The organism is Pirellula sp. SH-Sr6A, assembly GCF_001610875.1.
GTDB lineage: Bacteria > Planctomycetota > Planctomycetia > Pirellulales > Pirellulaceae > JBKCUI01.
In genome coordinates this window covers 3624800-3646850 of the sequence record NZ_CP011272.1, presented here as the reverse complement: position 1 = coordinate 3646850, position 22051 = coordinate 3624800, and the positions used below count along the sequence as shown (strand labels likewise).

13 protein-coding genes are annotated in these 22051 nt (G+C 54.1%); 3 read left to right on the top strand and 10 right to left on the bottom strand.

The annotated features are described in order from the left end of the window. Positions 1 to 28 precede the first annotated feature (28 nt). On the top strand, positions 29 to 1417 hold the full coding sequence (locus tag VN12_RS14090; RefSeq protein ID WP_146677426.1) for a DUF1501 domain-containing protein: 1389 nt from the start codon (positions 29 to 31) through the stop codon (positions 1415 to 1417). 1904 nt (positions 1418 to 3321) lie between these two features. Here VN12_RS14090 and VN12_RS14085 read toward each other — a convergent pair. From VN12_RS14085 to VN12_RS14065, 5 genes are all read right to left on the bottom strand, one after another. After that, complete coding sequence (locus VN12_RS14085) at positions 3322 to 5733, bottom strand: DUF6288 domain-containing protein (protein ID WP_146677425.1); 2412 nt, start codon at positions 5731 to 5733, stop codon at positions 3322 to 3324. 184 nt (positions 5734 to 5917) lie between these two features. Further along, positions 5918 to 6346, bottom strand: a complete 429-nt coding sequence (locus tag VN12_RS14080) for an Ig-like domain-containing protein (protein WP_146677424.1) — start codon at positions 6344 to 6346, stop codon at positions 5918 to 5920. Positions 6347 to 6414: 68 nt separating this feature from the next. Continuing rightward, a complete protein-coding gene (locus tag VN12_RS14075) occupies positions 6415 to 7416 on the bottom strand; it encodes a DUF1559 domain-containing protein (RefSeq protein ID WP_146679934.1) in 1002 nt (333 codons plus the stop codon). A gap of 335 nt (positions 7417 to 7751) precedes the next feature. Then, positions 7752 to 8507 carry a GlsB/YeaQ/YmgE family stress response membrane protein gene (locus VN12_RS14070; RefSeq protein WP_146677423.1) on the bottom strand — a complete coding sequence of 252 codons (756 nt, stop codon included), beginning with the start codon at positions 8505 to 8507 and terminating at the stop codon, positions 7752 to 7754. Next, on the bottom strand, positions 8504 to 9061 hold the full coding sequence (locus tag VN12_RS14065; protein ID WP_146677422.1) for a hypothetical protein: 558 nt from the start codon (positions 9059 to 9061) through the stop codon (positions 8504 to 8506). Before VN12_RS14065 ends, VN12_RS14070 begins: the two co-directional genes overlap by 4 nt. Positions 9062 to 9364: 303 nt before the next feature. On the opposite strand from VN12_RS14065, the gene VN12_RS14060 reads away from it, so the two are divergent. Further along, entirely contained in the window at positions 9365 to 10900 is a 1536-nt protein-coding gene (locus tag VN12_RS14060) for a sulfatase (RefSeq protein WP_240491149.1), read from the top strand. 255 nt (positions 10901 to 11155) lie between these two features. Next, positions 11156 to 11638, top strand: coding sequence for a GxxExxY protein (locus tag VN12_RS14055; protein WP_146677421.1), 483 nt, complete (start codon positions 11156 to 11158; stop codon positions 11636 to 11638). Positions 11639 to 11925: 287 nt separating this feature from the next. Here the strand turns inward: VN12_RS14055 and VN12_RS14050 are convergent, their stop codons facing one another. From VN12_RS14050 to VN12_RS14030, 5 genes are all read right to left on the bottom strand, one after another. Further along, positions 11926 to 16092, bottom strand: coding sequence for an ankyrin repeat domain-containing protein (locus VN12_RS14050; RefSeq protein WP_146677420.1), 4167 nt, complete (start codon positions 16090 to 16092; stop codon positions 11926 to 11928). Positions 16093 to 16153: 61 nt separating this feature from the next. Continuing rightward, positions 16154 to 17410, bottom strand: coding sequence for a hypothetical protein (locus tag VN12_RS14045; protein WP_146677419.1), 1257 nt, complete (start codon positions 17408 to 17410; stop codon positions 16154 to 16156). Between the two features lie 184 nt (positions 17411 to 17594). Then, positions 17595 to 18878, bottom strand: coding sequence for a DUF1552 domain-containing protein (locus tag VN12_RS14040; protein WP_146677418.1), 1284 nt, complete (start codon positions 18876 to 18878; stop codon positions 17595 to 17597). 24 nt (positions 18879 to 18902) lie between these two features. Then, positions 18903 to 21329, bottom strand: coding sequence for a DUF1592 domain-containing protein (locus VN12_RS14035; RefSeq protein WP_168164403.1), 2427 nt, complete (start codon positions 21327 to 21329; stop codon positions 18903 to 18905). A gap of 138 nt (positions 21330 to 21467) precedes the next feature. Beyond that, a complete protein-coding gene (locus VN12_RS14030; protein ID WP_205855046.1) occupies positions 21468 to 21941 on the bottom strand; it encodes a GNAT family N-acetyltransferase in 474 nt (157 codons plus the stop codon). Positions 21942 to 22051: the final 110 nt, after the last annotated feature.

The window sequence follows — 22051 nt, the reverse complement described above, 5'->3', positions numbered from 1 at the left end:
TCCTTCACCCGCTTTCGGTAATGGAACCATGATCTACTCCCGACGTGAAATTCTCCAATCCGCCTCCGCCGGCTTCGGATTCCTTGCGTTCTCCGGACTCTCGACGCTACAGGCTCAGCAATCGGGTGAAGGCAATCCCCTGGCCCCCAAAGCGTCTCACTTTCCTGCGAAAGCAAAGCGAGTGATCTTTCTCTGCATGCAAGGTGGCCCGTCGCACGTCGACACCTTCGATTACAAACCGGAACTTGGCAAGTCCAACGAGCGTAGCGGACGTCCAGGATTCAGCCCACTGCTCGCATCCCCATGGTCCTTTCAGCAGCAAGGAAAAAGCGGGTTATGGATTTCCGAGTTGTTCCCCGAGTTGGGAAAGCACGCGGATTCTCTTTGCTTGATCCGCTCGATGCACTGCGATCAACCGATTCATACTCGAGCCATGACTCAAATGCACACAGGGACCGCCCAATTTGTTCGCCCCTCACTGGGAGCTTGGACGCTCTATGGACTAGGGACAGAAAACGAGAGCATGCCGGGATTCATCGCTCTCAATCCCCCTGCAGCTTCAGCACAGAATTTCGGCAGCTCCTTTCTCCCCGCCATTTACAGCGGAACGAAAATTGGCCGGTCCCAAGGCCGAGGAGCCGCCATGCTGCGCGATCGAAACAACAATACAACTCCCCCCATTCCGGATATGACCAACACCCGGCTGGCTAAAAAGGAGCAACGCCTGCAACTCAATTTCTTACAAGAGCTCAATCGTCAGAAACTGGAACGGGAGGTTGTGCAGCCGGAGGTCGAAGGGCTGATCGAGTCCTACGAGCTTGCGTTCCGTATGCAAGACGTTGTACCGAAGTTGATGGATATCCAAGATGAATCTGCGAAGACACTAGCTCTCTATGGTATTGATGAACGGGACACGGACGGCTTCGGTCGCCAATGCTTGATGGCACGACGATTCATCGAGTCCGGCGTTCGCTTCGTGGAAGTGACTCATGGAAATTGGGATCATCATCAACGTCTTTCGACCCAACTGCCCCAAAACTGCCGAGAGATCGACAAACCGATCGCCGGCCTTCTCGAAGACCTGAAACAACGCGGGCTCCTGGATGAAACCCTCGTAATCTGGGGTGGAGAATTCGGACGAACCCCGGATGCCCAAAACGGCGACGGCCGTGACCATAACCACAAAGGTTACACGACTTGGATGGCTGGTGGAGGTGTCCGCGGAGGCTTCAGCTATGGCGCCACCGACGAGTTGGGATACCAGGCGGTAGAGGACAAGTGCCATATCCACGATTGGCATGCCACCATCCTCCATCTCCTGGGCCTCGATCACGAGCGATTGACGTACCGCTACGCCGGACGCAACTTCCGCTTGACCGATGTCCACGGCCAAGTTCTCCAAAAGATCCTAGCCTAACCGTCGCCCCCTAACCCTATCATGTCGAACGTTCGTCCGTTGTCGAACGGTCGTCCTCGACCGTTTCAGCGCTTTAGACCACCACTCTATCCACCAAACCACCTCTCCCTCCAAGCTCTCTAGCCAATCGCCCGGGGGGAAGATTCTTAATTGGCGCGGCGCGTTAGGCGATCCTGATCTGTTGAGGACAACAGATCGACATGTCGAACGGTCGTCTCTTTTGTCCTGAAAGGACTTGAGACATTAGCCGGGGGTTGAGCGATTAGCGACACCCCCGGTGGATGTAACAAGGTCAACGCATCCCGTCGGGATGCAAGACGAATCTTTAATCCCTTCGGGATAAGACAATGTATGGGACGCAACCCGGGGGTGTCGCTGCGCTCAACCCCCCGGCTACAAGCTTCGATCCTTTCAGGATCTTTGGCGCGGACGAACGACCGCTCGCTTCGCAACGCTCTCGCCGGTATCGTTTCTCCTAAACGTCGTCTGAAGAAACAACCGGCTGGACAGAACCGGGGGGAAAGATTCTTAACTGGCGCGATGCGTTAGGCGATGCTGATCTGTTGAGGACAACAGATCGACAATGTCGAACGGTCGTCCTCGACCGTTTCCGCGCTTTAGACCACCACTCTATCGACCAAACCACTTCTCCCCCCAAGTTCTCTAGCCAATCGCCCGGGGGAAAGATTCCTAGCTGGCGCGGCGCGTCAGGCGATCCAGATCTGTTGAGGACAACAGATCGACATGTCGAACGGTCGTCCTCGACCGTTTCCGCGCTTTAGACCACCACTCTATCGACCAAACCACTTCTCCCCCCAAGTTCTCTAGCCAATCGCCCGGGGGAAAGATTCTTAACTGGCGCGGCGCGTTAGGCGATCCTGATCTGTTGAGGACAACAGATCGACATGTTGAACGGTCGTCCTCGACCGTTTCAGCGCTATAGATCACCACTCTATCGACCAAACCACTTCTCCCCCCATGCTCTCTAGCCAATCGCCCGGGGGAAAGATTCTTAACTGGCGCGGCGCGATAGGCGATCCTGATCTGTTGAGGACAACAGATCGACATGTCGTACGGTCTTTTCTTTTGTCCTGAAAGGACTTGAGCCATTAGCCGGGGGTTGAGCGTAAGCGACACCCCCGGTGGGTGTACCAAGGTCAACGCATCCCGAAGGGATGCAAGACGGATCTTTAATCCCTTCGGGATAAGAGAGGGTATGGGACGCAACCCGGGGGTGTCGCTGCGCTCAACCCCCCGGCTACAAGCTTCGATCCTTTCAGGATCTTTGGCGCGGACGAACGACCGCTCGATTCGCATTGCTATCCTTGGCGCGGACGAACGACCGCTCGCTTCGCAACGCTCTCGCCGGTATCGTTTCTCCTAAACGTCGTCTGAAGAAACAACCGGCTGGACAGAACCGGGGGGAAAGATTCTTAACTGGCGCGATGCGTTAGGCGATGCTGATCTGTTGAGGACAACAGATCGACAATGTCGAACGGTCGTCCTCGTCCGTTTCCTCGCTTTAGACCACCACTCTATCGACCAAACCACCTCTACCTCCAAGCTCTCTAGCCAATCGCCCGGGGGAAAGATTCTTAACTGGCGCGGCGCGTTAGGCGATCCTGATCTGTTGAGGACAACAGATCGACATGTTGAACGGTCGTCCTCGACCGTTTCAGCGCTATAGATCACCACTCTATCGACCAAACCACTTCTCCCCCCAAGCTCTCTAGCCAATCGCCTGAGGGGAAAGATTCTTAACTGGCGCGGTGCGTCAGGCGATCCAGATCTATTGAGGACAACAGATCGACAATTGCCGACAGATCCACAATGGAAGACAGCAGATCAAAAATACATCGTCCAACCGCAGGCTATTCTCATCGCGAATCGGTTGCACTATCGGTTTAGTTGATCCGACGCAATGAGGGCCGTTCTTTGGAAGATCCGATGCTTTTGATAGTAGCTCTCACCGCCTCTGCCTTCTGTCGGCTGAACTTCTTGGGAAAGTTCAACTCCCCTTGCTCGAACATCGCCGCCGTTTCGCTTAAGTGCGGGATGACCCGCTGTGCGTGTTCACCGTACATCGTCAGGATCTCAAGAATCTCGGGCGTCCGCTTCTCGCTGGCCCAAGGATTTTGAGTTCGCAAATAATCAGCACACGCTTGGATTCCTTCTTCGATGTGATGGGTAGCGAGCACTTTCAAACCATTTAAACGCACACCATCGGCAAACATCTCTCCGCTGGGTGCCGGCTTTTCGATCGCTTCGAGGATGGCTGGTAGGAGTGGTTGAAGATCTTCGTAGCGAAGGCGATTGTAGATGGAGCTGATTTCGCTTCGGGCACGACCATCTTGGTTTCGCAGGCCGCTTGCAATCGCCAACCGTAACTGATCACGATCCACGCCTTCCATCGCATTCGGGACGCGAAGCATTTCATCGAATATCGCGAGAGAAACAAATCTCTGCTCCATGCCCCGCGGATCCTCGGGTGATGGAACACGATCGATCATTCCTAGCAAATCGGGAAGCGCGGCTATCGCGGGTTTTCCAATCTTGGATAGTGCAGAGGCAGCGCAAACGCGGAGCCACATATTGTCATGCTTCAGTGCAAGCTGGAGCGTGGGGACTGCTTCTGCAGCCCTGCCTCGCAGTTTCTCGAACGCGACGCAGGCTCCCATTCGAGCCTCGATGGAGCCCGATTCCAGAAGCGCGATCATCGCGGAAACGGGGGGCGACTTTCGTTTGGCAAGGGCCATGGCGGCCCGCTCACGCACGATTGGCGACCATGAGCCAAGACGTGATAAAAGGTCTTGATCGTCCAATCGATCATAGGCTGTGTTACGGTCCTTATTATCCCAACCGCGCCCATCGGCGATAAGACTTTCTGCTCTGTGAAGCGAAATCTGCGGCACATTCCTCGCCCCTTTGCCTGTGATCGTAATCTTCTTACGAGGCAGCGAGTATGCGAGTAAGTAAGCGCCGGTCGCATCCCAACCTTGGTAGCTATCGAAACTGGGTTCGGGGGGGCCTTGATGGGCAAATGATCCACCCCATCGTCGAGCCAGATCGTGGTACCAAGCACCAAACTCCTTCGTCCATGCCCCTGTGGCATTGGGGCCTGCCTGCGCAATGGCAGGTAGAGACCACAGGATATTGAAGTAGTTGCCGGTGTGACCACAATCCCGTTCCCCACTATGCGAGGCTACTGCCATCCGGGTAAAAAAGTCTGCGCTGCCGGTTTCACCGAGTAAATGAAATAGGACGGCCGCCATACCACATTTACCGTTGTCCTCATGCGTCTCCATCCAAGCGGCATGGTCGCCGTAAGGCACCGCTCCTTTGCCCGCATAGAATCGTAAAAGTCTCGCGCTGCGATCAATAGCCTCCGTGACTTCGCTGTGGTTCACACCAGCTTCTCGAGCGAGAACCATTCCGATCGTGAGGGGTAATCCCGGTGAATTCATCATCCCGTAGCCTCGCAGCCGACCATCAGGGAGTGCAAAGGTGTGCCCCCAAGAGCCAACGGCACTTTGACCGCTCGCAGCCTCTCTGGCCAATCGTCGCAACCCGGGAAGGAAGGAGTTATCTCCTGTGGCCTGGGTGTATTCGGCCAAGAAAATCATAACGTAGCCATAATACCAGGTACGAAAGTCTTCCCGGGTAAAGCTCGCAGCCCACGATGCCTCTCGCTGAAGTAGCCGTTGATAAGCCGGTTCACCACTGGCTAACAGAGCCAGTGCATTCAAGGAACGCGGGATAGGATCCGTGGAGCTCGAGTAACCAGGGGCTGACATCCGAGCTTCAAGCGACTTCAACCCTCGTAGAAGTATTTGCTCGGATTTCGAGCAATCATATGGAGCGGTCGTACTAAAGCTTCCTAAGATCGGAAGCTTCAATTCGACGTCATCGACTGTGCCATTTCGCCATCGTAACAGAGCAAGTCGTCCACCACCCGCCTCAGACTCAGCCCATGTAATCGCTTTTCCAACCTCTGTTCGAGGGTCGTACGAAAATGGTTTGCCCCCGACCCCCAGAATCACATCGCCTACCGCAAGAGCGCCGTCAGCAGGAGAGTTCTCTTCCACCTTGGTAATTGCAATCTGCCTCGCATCAGTCGTGACCAGCTTGTCGCAATACATCCACCCACGCAAGCCTGTTGGGCCAAGATTCCAATCGTGCTTGGATTCTGGAGGTATGACCTCCCCTTTGGTGAGGTCCGGAATCGTGAGTGGCGTTTTGTCGGCCGCATAGGACGCGCACGAGGTGAGACAAAACCAAGCCAGAGAAAATCCAACTATCAATCGAAATAAAGTCATGGGGATAGAGCGATTCGTTGTGGTGATTACTGTCTGCGGCGTTCAAGGATCAAGAAATAAGGCGCGTTGAGAATGAAAACAAAACGAGACGAATATATCCAACGTGGATACATCCGTCTCGGATCGGTTGCATCGAGCTTGAGGATAAACTCTGAGAGCTACACTTGTCTGGTTCTCCAATTCACTACATCGGAACGAAGGGCGGAATCTCTCCGTCGTACTTAATGTCATAGTCGAACGTGATGCCACCTTCGACGACGTTCAAATTGAACTCGGGGTTGCTCGCCGCGTCCTCGTTGAATTTCTTGGGCAAGTAGTTTTTCATGGACTCGCCACGATAGATGGATAACTGAACCACACAGGAGCCCAAGACCACACCGGATTGCGTCGTGAGAAACTCTGCACGGTAACGCCCCTGCGCATCGGTCATCCCGATGGAAGGTCTGACCTTGGCTTCGGGGACAAATTGAACTTCGATCCCTTCGACCGGCTTTCCGTTGATGGTAATCGTTCCGGTAACCGAAGCGGTCGGAATCCGGTTAGCACACCCGGAGAGTGCTCCAAACAGAAGCAACGCACAACACGATAGAGCGAATGAGGCTGGACGAAACAAGAGAATTCTCCAAGGGATGCGAACGCGAATGGATAAAAATAAAGTGGTGGTGGAACATTGAGTGCGGGTTAAAAACCTTCAGTGGGATAACCGTCTTCACGGTGAGCCAGCTTCTGGAAGACACCCCATTGGCTTCGATCAGTCGCGTGCCACTTGAATTCGATCGTATCGCTGATGAAATGAACGGATCCATCTGCCAAAACAAAGTTCGCTCCACCTGGATGCAAGCTGCTGAAGGAAAAGACCGTCGCTTGGGTTTGCGTCGGGACGGGATTGATCACGTACTGCGCGGATCCCATCACACGTTTCGCATGAGCCCCGTTGCCGATGGACTTCGGAGTGCCCAGCCAGGTTACTTGATCATTAGTGGCAATCTTCACCGCTCGTTCTCCCGCGAGGATGGTGTTACTGGTTCCGTCGGTGATGTTCCTAAAGCCTCTTTCGTCCTTGTAGCCACATACTCCACCTGTATCTCCCTGCAAGGCACCCCCGTTGGTAGTCACACCGATGCAAGCGATGTAGTTGGATCGGCCGATCCCCTCATTTCGGTTGTACATCTGAGACACAGGATCGCTGAAGGTTGTCATAATGCTGACTTGCTCTGCACCGCTTGGACAAATGAAGCTGGGCAACGGAGTGCTGGTGGCTCGGACGAAGTCATGGAATTGCGCGGGATACGCGGAGATCGGCGCGCTCCCGGGGATACCGGAACAACCGATGATGATCTCTTGTAGTTTGAATCGATCTACACCCAATGCTTGGTACACGTTGCCTTGTTCCATGTAAGGCATCAACATGACTGCCCATCCCCAATCGGGGTTTTGATTCTCTGGAGCGGAAGCGGTCGCCCCCCCTGGAAGGGAGTCGTAATAGCCAGCAGGAAGTTTGCGCATGGCGGATTCGCGATTGTGAAACGCGAGTCCCAACTGCTTCAGATTGTTCGAGCATTGCATCCGACGCGCCGCCTCCCGTGCTGCTTGCACCGCCGGCAGCAGCAATCCGACCAACACGCCGATAATGGAAATCACAACCAGCAATTCAACCAACGTAAAGCCCGAAGATTTTTTCATTATGCACCTGGGATCTAATAAACCAGTATTTCATAAAAGTTCGCTCGTTACATCGACGAGGACGAAGACTCGGAAATTCCGAGTCTGCCTTATTCTCTACGGCTTGTTCTGCGTGCGTCTTGGCGGACTCTTCATGAGAAATTGTTTTTTTGCGCACAGCCCCAAATGCTTGCGTTCCCTGTGCGCAAGCATTCATTAGCACATTTGACACATATTGCAGAATGGGTGTCAAAACGCGCACAACGAACATTGCGAGCGATCCGCCCGATGCGATGGTGCGTTGTCTTCGCGGTCATGCAGAACAGCGAGTCATGCTCCCTGCACGTCAAGCGTTCTTAGTTGTTCACTGTCTCCATCCGCTTTTCGAATCGGAATCGAACCATGATCGAAGAGATTTCCAGTGACTGGTCCTTGGACTTGTTGGTACGAAACCAATTACTCCATTCGAAAGAAGCAGCAGTGGGGACGGGTTTCATGGCTGGCCAGAATCCATCATCCCTTCCTCCGAGTGTCAGGTTCACGCAGAATTCTCCTTTGCTTGTGAAGAGCGGGACCTTTGCAACCAGAATCCATTGTTCATTTTCTAGTCGAAACAAATCACGATCGAATCGAGCCAACTCCCAACCTCTCGACTTGTGGTTCGAGACACTCACAAACTCAAGACGCAAGTGTTCCTCCTCCCAGGATGCAGGAGGTCCCGGCGGAAGAAAAAGCTCGTTGGTATCGCGTGGGAGTCGAATTTCCCAGATGACATCGATCGGTTGTCCGTCGAGTTCTGGGATGCGGTCGACACCCGAATAAGCTGCCAGGAGTACCAACAAGAGAATGACGCCCTCAGCGGCTAAAGACGCCACCCATTGACTCGACCAGTGCGTACTGAACGTATGGTGCGCGATGCGACCTGCGATCATCGAAACGATCAAACCGCATAGTGCCCCGAGCAAAGTCAATCCGATAACAAAGTATCCCGAGCCCCCCTCAAAACTGGAGATGCGATACCACTTCACGCATAGGAGGGCAATTCCAAACATTCCTCCACCGCCCACCATAGAACCCAAGATTCCAACCAACACGGTAGTAAGCCAACTCATCGAAACCGGTCCTCTATTGCAATGGGGGGCGCGAGCAGCTCTAGCGCATGGCAAGGAGTCAGTCGAGTCAAAACATCGTTGGTCATACCATCCCACGGTCCTAGTTTCGCTTCCCGGCAGACGAATCTCAATTGCGCGAGATCGCTACTGAGCAGAATCGCCACTTGTGTCTCGGAAAAGCGGGGCTCTCGGTAGATTTCAAGCAGGGAGAGAATGACCAACGAACTGACTTGGTTCTCGATGCTGGCCCGCTTGCTCTGCAACGCCGACTCCATCGCATCGCGAGCGTACGCAAAGGCTCGGCCCATCTCCGAAGGTTTCCAAGAATGGTACGGGGGCAGAAGTGATCGAACGACCACATCGTGAAGTGTTTGTCCTTCTCCATCGCGCGCGATCGATTCCAACCCATCGCAAAATTCGCATGCAATGGATCTTTCGTCACCGGCGAACAGGGAGAGGGTAACTCGACGAAGAAATCGGCATGCCAGAAGCGTTTGGGCAAAGTAGGGAAGAGATCGAATCGGATCCGAAAACGGCAGCTCGGCTTTCGTCATGACCGTTCCCTCCGATCCGCGTTTCGGATCCCTTGATGTTCGATGATGCAGACTCCTTCTTGATTCCACCGACAGCTCTGTGATAACCGCGCCGAGTACTCGAGGGATGTATTGTACGCTCTCCAATCCAGGTCGCATCGCTATTTGCACCGTCGGCAATCCTTTGCTCGGCATTCCATTATTGAACGCATGTCCGAGGCAGGTGTCCGAGGCTACCCGTGCAATCGATTTCATTCGGTCGTCGAGCACGTGTCGAACGGAGCCCCGTCGACTTCGGCCATACGCGACACAGGAGCGATTACAATGCTGACGAATGAATCGGTCCGTATACCGATTCTCTGCGCAAAGCTTTTCACTGGATCCAAGTCCATGACTCCCAATCCTCTCAAGCACGCTTCGTGGGTTCGCAATGTTCTATCTCTCACGGCGGTGGTATGTCTCGCGCTCCTATTGGACCGAGCCGACGCATCAGAGGCCAAACTCCCGAATATTGTGCTCATTTTTGCAGACGATTTGGGCTATGGTGATCTCGGTTGTTTCGGATCCAAGACGATTCGCACACCCCATCTCGATCGGTTGGCAGAACAAGGGCGCAAGTTCACGAATTTTATGGTCGCATCGCCCGTGTGTACCCCTTCGCGCGCGGCGTTACTAACCGCGTGCTATCCGAAGCGAGTGGGCATGCACCAACATGTGTTGTTTCCTACTTCGACGAAGGGACTCAACCCGACCGAGCATACCATCGCCGACCACCTCAAGACTCAGGGGTACGCCACCGCTTGCATCGGAAAATGGCACTTGGGGCACCATCCCGAGGTGTTGCCGACCGCTCAAGGCTTCGATACGTATTTTGGGATTCCTTATTCGAACGATATGAACTACCCAGACAACAAAGCGAAGCCGCAGGGTGGGGCTGGCGGCATGGACGCGTTATGGACAGATCCTGAATCGGCGCTCACCAAGTGGAAGACTCCGCTATTCGAGAATGAAAAGATCGTCGAATTGCCGGTTGATCAGCGTACCGTAACACGGCGCTACACCCAAAAAGCGATCGACTTTGTGAAGGCCAACCGCGATCGACCCTTCTTTGTCTATCTGCCTCACTCGATGCCTCATATCCCTCTTTATGTTCCCGACGATGTTCGCGATCCCGACCCCAAACGCGCGTACATCAACACGATCGAACATATCGATACTGAAATTGGGCGATTGCTTCAAACTCTCGATGAAACGGGTGTGTCGGAAAACACCTTCGTCATCTTCACGAGCGACAATGGCCCTTGGCTCCCCTTCAAGCATCATGGCGGTTCTGCGGGCCCACTACGCGATGGAAAAGGGACGACCTTCGAAGGTGGACAGCGAGTCCCTTGCTTGATCCGGGGGCCCGGAATCCCACCGGGAACAGTATGCGATGCGCTGACAGGCACGATCGATGTGCTTCCAACGATCGCCGCGATCATCGGATCTCCCTTGCCGAGTGATCGAAAGATCGATGGTATGGACGTCTCGACCCTTTGGATGGGAACCGATACTAGGTCTCCTCGCGAAGAATTTGTCTACTACACCGCTCAGGGCGAGGTCGAGGGTATTCGCCAGGGTGATTGGAAGCTTCTGGTTAAGAAACCTGCACCACCGAATCAACAAGCAAAGCAGACTCCAAACTCGGACAAAAAATCGCAAGATCCGCAAATCTTGCTCTTCGACTTATCGAAGGATCTAGGCGAGCAATCCAATCAATGGAAATCGCAGCCCGAGATCGTGAACCGTCTCCGTGCAAGACTGGAAGAGATCGATGCCGAAATCACTCAGAACGCACGAGCGCCTTGGGTCAAGCCATGAGATAGGTTGCTACGATTGGATGTTTGTCGCGTGCGGTGAAAGCATATTCCTGGCAAGAAGATGGGGGCAAGAATATATTTCTTGCTCTTCATTTTCTTGCCACCATCTTCTTGCCCGATGACTCGTTCTATGCCAATTACCTGCGGGATGCGCATTGAACCGTTGACTACCGAAGAGTTTGCATCACTCGATTACCGCGTGATGAGTTGTGCCTACGCCACCCAAAACCAACTAGGCAGATTGGCTGATGAGTGAATTTATGGAGCATTCTTTGGGCTCCAGCTCGAAAGAACAGGGCTGACTTGTCGCCAGCAGGTTCCAATTGGTGTTGCGCATAGCACGTTTCATCAGACATATTATCTGGATGCCGTCATTGATTCCCGCGGAGTTTACGAACTAAAGACAGTTTCAGAAATGACTGGCGAGCATGTTTCGCAGTTAATGATTTACCTCCATCTACTCGATCTCCCTCGCGGTAAACTGATCAACTTCCGATCGACGAAAGTTGATTCTCGGTTCGTTAATGCACCGCTTTCCCCTTCAACACGCAGAGCATTTTTCGTCGATCGACGAAAAATACACGGAGCGGACCATCTGGTTGATGTATTCATCGATATTCATCAAGATCTTGGAACAGGTTTGTCGCTATCGCTCTACCAAGAGGTCGCAGTTCACTTGCTAAGCGGCGAAGAGTCCGTCGTCGCGATGATCCCGCTAACCGAGGGTGATACGATTTAGGTAATCAACGCTTCTAACTTGCTAAATCAACAGAGGCATTTCATACAACCTGTTTTCAAGACAGCACAGATCAATATGAACGGCATCTTCAATGTCTTCGACGACGGAGCCCCCTCGATGCGACCCACTGGGTTAACATCAATACGAAGTGCGTGACCTTCAAAACAGTATTTCGGGACAGGTGAAGACTCTTCATGCTCTTGCCCCCATCTTCTTGCCATATAGGTCGGAACCCCAGGGCAGAGCGATGTTGAAGCAAGCCGTCGTCGAATGCGCTGAAACGTCTCTTACACCTTGATCTTGCGTAGTTTGCTCTTCCAAAGACTTTTCACACCGGAGACTTTGGCGGACACGTGGCCGCTGGCCTTTCCCTTTTTCTTGACGAAAAAGTCTTTGTCGTTCACGAGAGCTTGAACATATTTGTCGATGTACTTTTCGGGGGACTTCTTGAGATTCTCGTCGGTCTTCATCAGCTCCTCGAGTTTCGATTCGAGGAAGTCGATGATCTGCGAAAGCTTTTTGGGGTTTACGCTGACTGCATCGTTACTGGACGCCAACTGGCTTGCGGTATCGGATGCACGAACAACGGTGAGTTCCGCGATATCGCGAGCCGAGAGTGTGTAATCCTTGGTCGTCATGCGTTCGAGCCGCTGGCGAGTTGATGCGAGATAATCTTGCTCGAAGTCCTGCGAGGTGTTGGTGGTAAACGTATCGGTCGCATTCTTGAGGCTCGTCAGCAGTTTCTTTCCTTCGGTTTTGGGATCCGCGTTCGTATCGAACTTCTGACACTCGGCGGAGACGGTCCTTACCAATTCGCGGATGCGATCGGTGGCGAATTGAGGGGGAAGGTCGGAGTTGCTCAGCTCCTTCTCAATCAACTTGGTAACGAGAGGTTTAAGTCTCTCCAAGAGTTTTTTGTCTTCGGGATCGAGCTGCAAACAGCTCACGTTCCAAACGGGTACGCCATCCTGCGAGCTGGATTGGAAACTGTGAGAGAGAATTCCCTTTGCGAATGTAAATTCCTTTTCGATAAACTCCCAAATCTTCTCGGCGTTGTAAACCTTAGGGGACGCAAACAGCTTGTCTGGTGAATTGGCGATCGTCCGATTCTTGACTCCTAGATTGTCATCGAGATCGGGCGAGAGGAGATCGTTGTCCGTACAACGATCCTCCACATCTTTGGCGAAGACATCCATGTAATGCTTCGACAATTTCGGGTACATCTTTTGGACGAGCGGTAGCCCCAGTTCGGCGATGGCTTGGCTGATCCCAACGATCAATTCCACCTGCATATTTTCTCCGCCAGATAATAAACGACCGGGAAGCTGCAGTTCCTTTTGATAGGTAGTGAGGCGGGCGGAAACCAAGAGAACGACGCGTTGCTCCTCTTCGGTCATGGCGAGGTGCGAAGCGTTTCGAACATCCTCCTCGAAAGCGGTGACGTACGTTTGCGACTTCTGCGGGTCGGTCTGGCCGTTTCCTGGCCCTTTGGGGACTGGAATTGCATCGTTGTCGTAAGTGATGGCGGCCGCGTGATGCGTCAACTCGTGGATGAGAGTTCCTTTTACCGAATCGAGCCAAAAGCCTTTGCCCTGGGCTTTGCCTTCATTCTGTTTCGCCCCAAAGTTCAGGCGATTGCCAAATGGCATGTAATTGCCTTGTCCGCCACCACCGGCGGGCCCTGAACCATTGGAAGCGTTGATCCGGAGGGCCGACTCGCCGAAACGGTTGGGGTCTGTCTTTCGCGGTCCTGATCCGCTTCGCGCTGCGACTTCCAGAACAGGTCGGAGCACCGGATCGTCGTACAACTCTTGGTAGATCTGCTCGAGAAACTCTTCGGGGATTGCTTCGGGGTCATCCACGTTCGTCATCCACTTGAGCATCTCGACGACCGATACGGGTTTGCCAGGGCCATCGGAATCGAGATCGGGAAAGGCGTTATAGAACTCCTGTTCGCATTTCCCTTCGCCGATATCACTCTTCAGAACCGAATACATGAACGGAGTCATGCCCGTCTCGTCGGCCGAGTTGAAGAAGACCTTGTGAGGACTGGCCAGCATCTCTTTTGTCGGTGCCGCCAGGCCGTTCTCGGCAGCTAGCATTAGCGGAGTTCGCCCGCCCTTATCTCGCTCTGACGAGACTGCACCCATCGTTTGGATGAGATAAGCAGCCATGGGGCCGTCGTCGATACCCGCTGAGCATTGGATGTGGAGCACATTCCGGTCCTGAGGGCCTTTGATCGTCAGGTCTGCTCCTTTTGACACGAGGGCTTGAAGGGTACTGAGATGTCCACCTTCAGCGGCGGCGTGAATGGCGGCGCTCCCGCGGAGCTTCTGATTGAGAATCGGATCATTCAGCGCCAATTGATTGACCTCGGCGGTCTCGCCGTGGTAGCAAGCGGTGATGAGTTGATCGAGGTTTCCTGGACGGCACGCTTTGGCAGCAGCAAAAGTCGGATCCTGCGAGAGCTTGGTCAAAAGCGTTTCCATGCTTTTGAGAGGCCCAGAATTTTCGTTGCTCTTGGAGGTCGTGTACTGCAAATTGCGAAGAATATGGACTGGAGTGTCTCCGCGATTGTTCTCTAGATTGATCGTCGCGCCCGCGTCAATCAACTCTGTGAAAACCTCCTCGTACAAGCGATGGACGTTCGACGCCATATTGGACGCGGCCAAGTGTACGGCCGTATTCCCGTCTGCGTTGCGATGGTCGGGCTTCATGCCCCGCGCTAGCAACTCTTTGGTCAAGTTCGGATTCTTACTCTGAGCGGCTGCGTGTAGCAAGCTCGTTCCCTCAGGTAGATCGATGGCCCCGACTTTCGAGATCGATTCCAAGAGAATCCGATCATCCGGAATCGACTTCAAAATTCGAAGAGCCTCGTCTCCCTTCCCAGACTCGATGGCTTGCTTTAGCTGCTTGACCGCATCGATGTACTCTGTGGGTCCTTCCGCGGCGGCGAGAATCGTGGCGTCGGCATCGGTACCTCCCAGCGCAGCCTCACCCTTTTGAATCTGGTCCGAAACCCGTTTCGCCGCGTCCTCCGCGAGCTGAATCGCCTTCGCTGGATCGATCGCCCCAAGCATCGTTCCGATCTTTCGCGTCAGTTTGTCGGCGGCTTTGCGAATGTTCTCGCACCGGCTCTTGACTGCGTTGGCGTCACCTTTGAACGCATCCGGATTCGCCTTGAATACGGCATCCATGAACGCTTCGTAATACGCCTGTTCCGATTCGGTTCGCATCTTGCGAGAGTTGTTCTCCTTGCTCACGCCGATCTCACCCGAATCCTTGTCGATCTTCAACGCTGGAATACCCAGCATCTGGCTGAGACCGGGAAAGCCTCCCTCGTCGGTATTGTTGTGAGCACTGCCCGCCAAGAGAAGGAACTTGCCATTTCCTTTTTCTCTCTGAACGACCTTCGCAGCGGTATCGTTGAAGGCCGCGACACGACGGTCTTCGGTCAAGGGATGACGCTGCGTCGCTTTGGCTTGGTAGCTGTCGAGACCCACCACGCGAATGTTCTTGGCCTTCGCCTCATTGAGCATCGTTCGAAGTGGTTTGTGGTTGGGGTTCTTATCGGTAAAGGGCTTGTCGAGTTTGGAGATGGCCTTTTCCAAAACCGGATCCATCGGCTGACCGCCCAAATAGTCGTCCAGCATCTGCTGCTGTTCTTGCCAGAAGTGTTCGATGAACAATGTGGTCACACCGGACTGTTGCAGTGCGTCCATGTTCTCCGTCAAGAACTCGGGGCCTTGAGGCGATCCGTGGTTGTCATCCAAGCAGATTCCAGGTTGTGACCCGTTCCCTCCGAACACCGCAGTAACGACTTCATCACCGGTCGTAGCACCCTGCAGATCGATCGGAATCTGCGGATCGTTGTAGGCTTGGTCTCCCAAATCCCGTTGATCGCGGAGCGAATCGCGGAACGCGTCCTCATACTCTTTCACGACCCTCGGTGTCGCATATTCTCGGAAGATGTCCTGGAGCGGTCGCTCGTCATTGGGATCCCTCGCGACGGTCTGGCGTACGACCGACATGGCGGTGGCAAATCGGTCGAGAAACTCCTTGAACCCACAACCGATTTCGATGCGTAGTGAGTTATCGTCGAAATCGAGAATGGGAGGACCGTTGTAACCGGTACTTTGCAAATCGTTCTGCAGAGCTTGTTTGACTTGGTTGTACTGCTGTAGCGACTGTTGCCGTAGATTTGCGATCGCCTGTTGCGTCTGCGGAATCGCGGTTTTAGGTCTTCTGGCGGCATGCTCCTCCATCAGGTCATCGTATTGATCCTGGGAAAGCGGGGCTCGCTGCGAAGGTGGCGGATACACAAACATGCCCGTCCGATCGTCAATCCTCACGTTTTCCAGTTCGTCCAAGGCTTGTAGTTCAAGCAGTTGTTGTTGAAGGCGAATCAGTTCTTTGGAAACGTCGAGCTGAAAATTGGGATTGTTGAGCGGCAAGGTCTATCTCCTGAGCGATGCGAGTGCGCATACCCGTTGTCGGGGGGTGAAGCTTTGTTAATTACGCTTGGTGGGCAGCGGGGATCTGGGTTTGTATTTTGGACAGCGGTGCGTTGAGCGTCGCGCGAATCGGAACGCTTCGATAAGGGTTCTCCTCGACGAGAGCGATCAGTTCGTCTTCCGTAAGATAGGTCTGGTAGTTTCGAACAATCGCGGTTAAACGAACGAAAATCGGTGGCCGGGCTGACGGTTCTGCCGAGTAGAGTTCATCGAGCGTGTCCCCCAGCCCTTCGTTCAAGCGTGAGAGAACCTTTTCAAGCTTGGCGACCGCGGTTGCCATGTCATCTCCCTCTTCCGATTCCGCTTCCTGTTCTTCATCGGGATCGTTGAGAATCTCTTTCGCGAGCTCGTCGAGTTGCTTCTTGACCGCTTGTTTAGCCGCATTCCATTCCAGCTTGATCTTGGCAAACTCCACTGCGGAACCTTCGGTCTTGGGGCCTCCCTCCGCAGCTTGTTGGAGCAGTCGCTCGACTTCGTCCAACGCTCGATGCGCTGGCTCAAAATCCTTGTTGCGAGCGTACACGCCAGCTTCGCTCGCGGCTGCACCGATCCGCTCACCGATCGCCGAAGGATTCGCTTTTGCCTGTTGAATACCAGGCATCAGGAGCTTCAGCCTCGCCATGAAAGCAGCAGCGGGATCTACCTGGTCTTTTGTCGGCTGAGCGTTCTGATCTACAACGGATGCCGCATTCACTCCCAAGCTTTCTAAGAGAGCCTCCAATGCATCGAGTTTTCCTGCAGCATCGTCGTTCGGCTCCTGCTCCAGTAGCTTTCCGATCAAAAGACACAATTCGTTGATCTCATCGGCTCGCTGCGGGTGGGATTCGCAGGCTTGAAGGGCCGCCCCTTGCAATCGGAGAAAGCGTGCCACGAGGGGATCGTCTTCGTCCAGGGCCAGCGGGGCGACATCGACGATCTCGAAGTAGGGTTTGCACTTCAAGTCAGCCGCTTCGTCAAGAAAGCCCTTGAGGACCGTGGACTTCACCGGAGCGCTTTCGAATCCATCAGCGCGGGCCAGCACAAAGCGAATGTCCTGCCCCCTTCCGTCGACGATTCCAAAATAGAACTGACCCTTCCCCGACTCCTTCGCTTCCTTCTTGCGCTTTTCGACATTCCCCTTTTTGTAGACGACCAAACTAACAATGTTGGTCCCTTTGCAGATCATGGCAAATTTGCGAGGCTTTCCCTTTTTGACTTCTTCGAGATAGCTGATCGACTCTGGACTCATAGCCGGGGAAGCGGAATCGGCTTTGCTCATGCGAGACTTTCCTTGAATTGAAGGAGCTAACGAAAGGCGTTCTAAGACTCGCGACATGACTCGAAAGCCTAGCGACCGTTGCTGAGGTGCTTAAGTCGCCATGATAAAGGAAATTAACCGAAGCTCGATTCCTCTTGACCTGCAATTCGAGAGATTCGTAGTCTCTTTCCTTCGCGTCCGGTGTCTAACTCGGTTCGAGTCCGCCCAACGTTCCCGTGCTGGTGCCGAACGAATCGGTTTCGATGCCCAGCCGTTGTAGCATGTTGACGTACAGATTGCACAAAGGGGGAGGGTCGTTGGCATCGAAGGCCAAATGCTGACCATGCCGGAACCCACCACCTGCGACGAGCACGGGCAGGTTTTTCGTAGAGTGACTGCTGCCATCGCCGAGATTGCTGCCGAGGAAGACGGTCGTGCGATCGAGCAAGCTGTTTCCCTCCTCTTGCGATTGCATGAGCTTGGCGAGCAAGTCGCGCACGGTCTTCATCGTTTCCAGTTCGACGATCTTCAGTTGTTGCAGTTTGCTCGGATCCTTGCCATGGTGGGAGAGATCGTGATGCCCTAGTGACACACCTTCGATGGGTGGCGCGAAGCTGGAGCCAGCTAGCATGATGGTGATCAGTCGCGTTGAATCGGTCTGAATTGCGAGATGACTAAGATCGAATAACAGACGCGTGCGGCCGATAAGGTCGGCGGCGTTGGGGATGTCTTTAGGGGGCTCGACGTTCACCTTGGGCTTGGGCTTCCTCGACCAACTTCCATCGATGACCATTCGTTGCTCGAGATCGCGAACGCTGGAAAGATACTCATCTAGTTTTTCCCTGTCTTCACTACCAAGGCCCGAACGGAGCGACTTGGCTTGATCGCTAACGTCATCGAGAATGCTTCTTCCATCTTCGAGGCGACGCATCTGCTCTTGCACATCTTCCGCCTTGCCCTCCAAGAACAGACGTGCGAAGACTCGGGAGGGCGAATTGTCCGCGGCGATCAGCGCGCCGCTTCGAGTCCACGACAACCCTCCAGAGCCTTCACCGGATAACGAGAGACTGGGGAATCGAGTCTGCGTCCCAATGTGATCGGCAGCGAACTGGTCGAGCGAGATCGTATTGCGAAAGCCTGGTCGCCCTGCACCGGGAGCGCCCGTGAGAAAGCTGGCCGACGCTTGATGCGCAAAACTAGATCCCATGCCGGCATGCGATAACCCAGAGACGACCGTGAACTCGTCTCGATACTCTTTGAGAATGTCGAGGTAGGGAGAAAGTGCATAGTCTCTACCCGTTTGCGAGGGGAAGAAATTGTCCGGATGCAATCCGAGTGGGGCGCAAATGCAGATCATCCGGCGCGGTGGTTGATGGGCGATGGATGCTGCCGAAGCCGTTCTCGTTGTATGATCCGAGAAGACGCTGAGCCAGGGGAGTGCCAATGAAACACCCGTTGTGCGAATGAAGGTACGGCGATAAAGGTTCATAATTGGATTCTCATTCGCAAAATTCTACTTGCTCTGAAATAGCGGGCTCTGCACGATCTCATGGATCAACGCTTTGAATCCATAGCCCTTATCCCGGACCCGGCGGACAATGTCTTCGACCGGCGGTTTGTCTGTGTGAGAGGGTGCTGCCCCCGTGCTATAAGCTAACAGCTTTTCAGCCAGGTTGCGGGCAAGCTGGTCCTTGTCCTCGAGGATGATTCGTTTGTATTCGTCAATGTTGCGAAAGGGCCGACCATCGGGCAACGTATCGGCCGGATCCACAGGGGGACCGTTCCAGTAGCGAACCCGACGTCCATCGACGACTCTCGGTTCGCCGGTGGCGCGGTAGTGATCGCGCCAACCTCCGATTACATCGAAGTTTTCGAGCGCGAAGCCGGGGGGATCAATCTTGCGATGACAGCTGGCGCAACTCTCGACATCCCGGTGCTTGGCAAGTTGCTCACGGATGGTCGTGGCACCCCGGATGTCGGGCTCGATCGCTTCCACATCCAAAGGAGGCTTCGGCGGCGGCGTGCCAAGAATTCGTTCCAGCACCCAGGCACCCCGAATGATTGGGGATGTGGTCGTTCCGTTGGCCGTGACTTTCAACACGCTCCCCATCGTGAGGAGTCCACCGCGATGACTATCTTTAGGTAAACTCACCTTGCGCATTTCCATCCCTTCGACACCAGGAATCCGATAATGCTTTGCCAAGCGTTCGTTGAGGAAAGTAAAGCCTGAGCTAACGAATTGAGTCAGAGACAGGTCCTGCTTAAGCACCTCGTTGAAGAACATTGACGTCTCTTTCAACATGGAAGTCTTGAGGATGTCGTCGTACTCGGGGTAGAGAGTACCATCGGGCAGCGTCGCGTCGATCGCGCGGAGACTGAGCCATTGCCCGGTGAAGTTGGTATTGAAGGCTTTGGCCTTTGGATCTCGCACCAAGCGCTCGACCTGTTCACGAAGCACATCGGGCTCATGGAGTTTGTTGTCGGCGGCAAGCTGAAAAAGCTCCTCATCGGGCATCGAACTCCACAGGAAATACGAAAGACGGCTAGCTAGCGCAAAGTCATTGAGCTTGGTCGGTTGTTCGCGAAGAAACAAGAAATCAGGCGAAACCAATATGCCACGTAGTCCCACTCGCATGGCTTGCTCGAAGCTATAGTTTTGGTCTAGCTTCGATTTCACCCTCGCCATGAAAGGTCGAATATCGTCGTCGCTGACGGGGCGACGAAAGGCGCGACGTGCGAACTCGCGAAGAATGCGTTCCGCGTCGACCATGGGCTGCTGGGAGACGACTTCGAATCGCTGTGACGAAACGCGAGTCTGCTTCAGTTCGCCGAAGATCGCTTTGTGACTGGGAGGGGGCCAAGACTCCAGAATGGGCCCTTCTACATCAACCCATTGAATCACCAGTCCAGGGCCCGTGTATTTGTCGGCACCAATTTTTTCGACTGTCGGTGGTAGTGCAGGTAAGCCTTCGGCGAGGATACGGATGCGGTTCTCTGGTTCAAGCTGCTCGGTGAATTCGACCACGGTGGGTGTATCGGCGGGTACCGCAAAGTAATCGATAAGTCGCTCCTCGGTTACTTCTTTGAGCGTACCGGCCGTGACGCGAAACGCGATCGGTTTGCCTTCGCTTTGGAACCCGTAGCCCGAGATACGGAAACGATACTTGCCCCGCACATGACTCCGGAAGTTCCACATGGTTACGCGAATGTTCGCCGACTCCCAAGTTGCGAAGATGGCCACGCCGTCATCCGTGTGTCGGTAAACACTTCCTGCGGCTTTGACCGATTTCTCTTCTCGAATGTCGAATCGCTTCTTCTGAATCCACGGCTGAGGCTCGTTCGCAATGGCCTCGTCGAGGACTCGATCCGCAGCATCGAGATAGTTGCGCATCAAAACCGATGACGTATGCAAGAGTTCTGCATTGTTATCGAAACCGCTGGTCGATGTGTCGAGCGGCAACAGGTCTGCCAAATCGACCTCGACGTGGAGCAAGTCGCGCAAGGTGTTCGCGTACTCCGCGCGATTCAACCGCCGCATCACCACGCGTCCCTCTTTTTGCCTGCGTGCAAGCTCTGCGGATTCGGCCTGCGTACCGATCCAGTCGATGACGTTTTTCAAGTCCCCTTCGAAGGGACGAGGCTCCTCTTTAGGGGGCATGGTCCCGTGCTGGAGTTGCTCCAAAACCATCAACCACTTCTCGCGGTTCTGTCTGTCCTGGAAGTCATCTGTCAAGCGAGCGACGGAAAAGTCACCTTCCGCTTCAGCTCCCGCGTGGCAATGCTCACAATGTCGACTGAACAACAACTTGGCGGGCGATTCCTCCTGAGCTGCGAAGCTGTTTGCAGAGACACATGCCAAAACTCCGCAAGCAATCGCGCGCAGTAAAGATCTCGCCGGAAACCTGGCGCGGACCACCGGCAAAGAGGGTGAAGTTGTCATCGAAAGCGATTCCGTGAAAGCCCAGGAAAGGAATGTCAATCGCGTGGCATACATTATTGCATGAACTCAGCCCGCATTGTAACTCGCCAGTACATCTGATTCGATTCTCGCTCGCGCCGAGAATCGAATCCCGTGCAATCAGCTTATGTGCCGCGCTCGCTGCCCCCACAAATGCTCGAATACCACATAACCCGTTTCACTAAAACCGAGGTGTCGATAGCTTTCGCGTGCGGTTTTGTTTTCTTGCTCCATGTAGAGGCGGATGCCACAGCAATCCACATCCGCTTCGCCAAGCTTCTTTATGTGTTCAAAGAGAGCGCGGAACACGCCCCTGCCCCGAAACTCGGGATGCACATAGACGCTCTGAATCCACCAAATTTCACCGTCTCTCCAGTCACTCCATTCGAATGTGTGCGCGGCTTGCCCAACGACTCGACCGTCGATCTCAGCCACAAAGTACCTTCCCCTATGGGGTTGCGTAACGAAGCGTCTCACTCCGTTGGTTACCGTCGAAGGATCCAGCTCCCGTCCTTCGGTTTCCCGGCAAAGCGCAATGTTGTAATGGGCAATGGTCTCCACATCGCTAGGTAAAGCCTGTCTGATCTCCATCATATCTTCCTTATCAGTATTCAAAACTAGGGAACACTAATCTCCACTAATCAAACACTGATCTTGAAGGCAGCATGGCACCGTGTGGGCATCTGCGGAATCAGATCCAACTC